The 2,500-nt window shown below is 64.6% G+C and carries 1 protein-coding gene and 1 pseudogene; one reads left to right on the top strand and one right to left on the bottom strand.

Annotated elements, in window-relative coordinates; all coding sequences use genetic code 11:
• Window positions 1-141: 141 nt before the first annotated feature.
• On the top strand, window positions 142-2,109 hold the full coding sequence (locus EN994_RS02150) for a M23 family metallopeptidase (protein WP_027163525.1): 1,968 nt from the start codon (window positions 142-144) through the stop codon (window positions 2,107-2,109).
• Between the two features lie 6 nt (window positions 2,110-2,115).
• Here the strand turns inward: EN994_RS02150 and EN994_RS02145 are convergent.
• Window positions 2,116-2,500 (bottom strand): annotated as a pseudogene (locus tag EN994_RS02145) (MFS transporter); the annotation flags it as partial.

Here is a 2,500-nt window from a genome sequence, read left to right as displayed (position 1 = left end):
AGTGCTCTATAGGAGAAGTGCCTGGGGGCAATTCGGTCGGAGCCTGGCGCTTCGTTGACTTCACCTGCCATGACAGGCAAATGTCACGGCCACAACAAAAGCGACAAGCCGTTCCGCCCGGGGAAGAAGCAGCCTTTCTGGATGCCAGACACGGAAGATGTCATAGCCGAACTCGGCAATGAGCCGCCGCTGATCGCGGATGGCCGCAGCGGCCCGCCCGACCGGCGAGAGGTTTCTGCACGCTGGCTGTCGGGAACATTTCTCACTGGCGTGACCTCGAGCGTGTTGATGGGCGTGGCGCTGTTCGCCGCTCTTGACGGCCGCCAGCAGCTGGCCACCCCACCCGAGATCGCCGAGTTGATCAGCCTTGCCGGCAACGGAGATTCCGGCGAAGTCGCCAAGACGACCAGGCTGGTGGCGCCACGTCAGATCGCAAAGGCCAAGGACCGCCGCCGCATGGAAGTGTCGATGGTCACCAAGGTCGGCGACCGCGACGTCATCCACACCATGCCTTTCGTGCAGATCAAGATGGCCCTTGCCGCCGGCCACACCACCAGCCGCGCCTACCCCCCCTTCGACCCGATGCAAGTGTTCGGCGACGACGGCGACGACAATGCCCAGCCGGCGACGGCCTCGGCCGCTTCCGGCCAGATCTACGGCGCCAAGGTCGAAAGCGAGATGAGCCTGAAGACCGTCGATTTTCCGATCGACACGGCTTCCTTCGACGAAAAGAGCGACCTCTCCGCCGACGAGGTGGAAAAAGTGGTGCGCGAGGCCGGCACCGACCTCAGCGACGGCGCCGTGCAGGTCGCTTCGCTCCACTATGTCGATCCGCAGCGATTCGGCGAAGCCTTTGCCGAGAGCATGGCCGGCTCCTACGACGTCAAGATCGTGCCGGAAAACGTCTCGGTGGCGCCGCGAGCCACCGTTGACGACCAGGCGCCGGCTTTCGCCGAGGAAATCATCCCCTTCACCAAGGATCTCGACGTCACCGAGGCTTTTGCTGATTCGGGCTACACAGGGGAAGACGCCACCGGAATGGCCGAAGCCATCGCCAAGTTGCTCAATGCGACGGCGCTCAAGGCTGGAACCGTGCTGCGCGTCGGCCTCGAGGTTCACGGCGATGCCGCCAAGGTCGTGCGCACCAGCGTCTACGACCGGACCCAGCACATCGTCACCATCGCGCTCAACGATCGCGGCCAGTATGTGCCGGCGCAGGAACCGGATCCGAACCCCGAATTGCTGACGGCCTTCGATGATTCGTCGGCGCCGGTGGTGGTGCGCGGCAACCTGCCCAACGTCTATGACGGCATCTACCGCGCCGCCTACTCCTACGGCATGTCCAAGGCGATGACGCAGCGGTTGATCAAGCTGCTGGCGTCCGATGTCGACTTCCAGTCTCGCCTCAGCCCCGCCGACCGCATCGAAGTCCTGTTCTCGCAGCCCGACGGCGACGATCAGACCTCGGACAGCTCCGAGCTTCTCTACGTCTCGGCGACGTTCGGCGGCCAGACCCGCAACTTCTACCGCTTCCAGATGCAGGACGGCGGCACCGACTATTTCGATGAGGACGGTTCGAGCGCCGAGCAGTTCCTGTTGCGCAATCCCCTGCCCGCCGGGAAATTCCGCTCCGGGTTCGGCGCCCGCAGGCATCCGATCCTCGGCTATGTCCGCATGCACACCGGCGTCGACTGGGCAGCACCCATCGGCACGCCGATCATCGCCGCCGGCAACGGCACGGTCGAGAAGGTCGGCTGGGCCGGCGGTTACGGCAAGCAGATCATCATCCGCCACGCCAATGGCTACGAAACCTCATACAATCACCAGAGCGCCTTTGCCAAAGGCATCGAACCGGGCGTGCACGTCCGCCAGGGCCAGACCATCGGCTTCCTCGGCCAAACCGGCCTCGCCACCGGCCCGCATCTTCACTACGAGCTGATCGTCAACGGCACCAAGGTCGATCCGATGCGTGTCCGCCTGCCGGTCGGCAAGGTGCTGAAGGGCGATGACCTCGTCGCCTTCAAGCGCGAACGCGAACGCATCGACGAACTGTTGAAGCAGGAAGACAGCGATTCGCTGAAGGTTGCGAGCGCCAAGATCGACGGTTGATCGGCTTCAGCCTGGCGTATCTTCGGCCTTTCGCGGCCATGGCAATCGATCACCGGGAATGGTCGTCCAGGCGATAACAGCCGCAAGCAGGCAAAGCAGCGCGGTCACCGAAGAAACCGCGGCAAACGCGGCGTCGCTGGCGGCGAGCCTTGTCGCATCGATGGCCGGGGCAAGCCCGGCTGGCGCCGGTTCACCAAATCCCGGGATGCCGGACGTTGCGCTCGCGTCCAGTGCATTCGCGTAGACCCACGCGGCAAGCGAGCCCATCGCCGCCACCGCGATCAGACCGCCGATGCGTGAGACGGCATTGTTGATGCCGGAGGCCGCCCCCGTGTCCTTGTCCTCCACCGCCGTCATGATCGCGGTCGACAAGGGCGACACGACCAGAGCC

It is taken from the genome of Mesorhizobium sp. M7A.F.Ca.CA.002.09.1.1, from assembly GCF_003998555.1.
In the GTDB taxonomy this organism is placed as follows: Bacteria; Pseudomonadota; Alphaproteobacteria; order Rhizobiales; family Rhizobiaceae; genus Mesorhizobium; species Mesorhizobium ciceri.
Note: the sequence above shows the minus strand (reverse complement) of the source record. Positions and strands in the feature narration are given on the sequence as shown.

Coding starts and splice junctions, on each gene's coding strand:
- EN994_RS02150 (WP_027163525.1), top strand. CDS start 142: ATGCCAGACACGGAAGATGTCATAGCCGAACTCGGCAATGAGCCGCCG.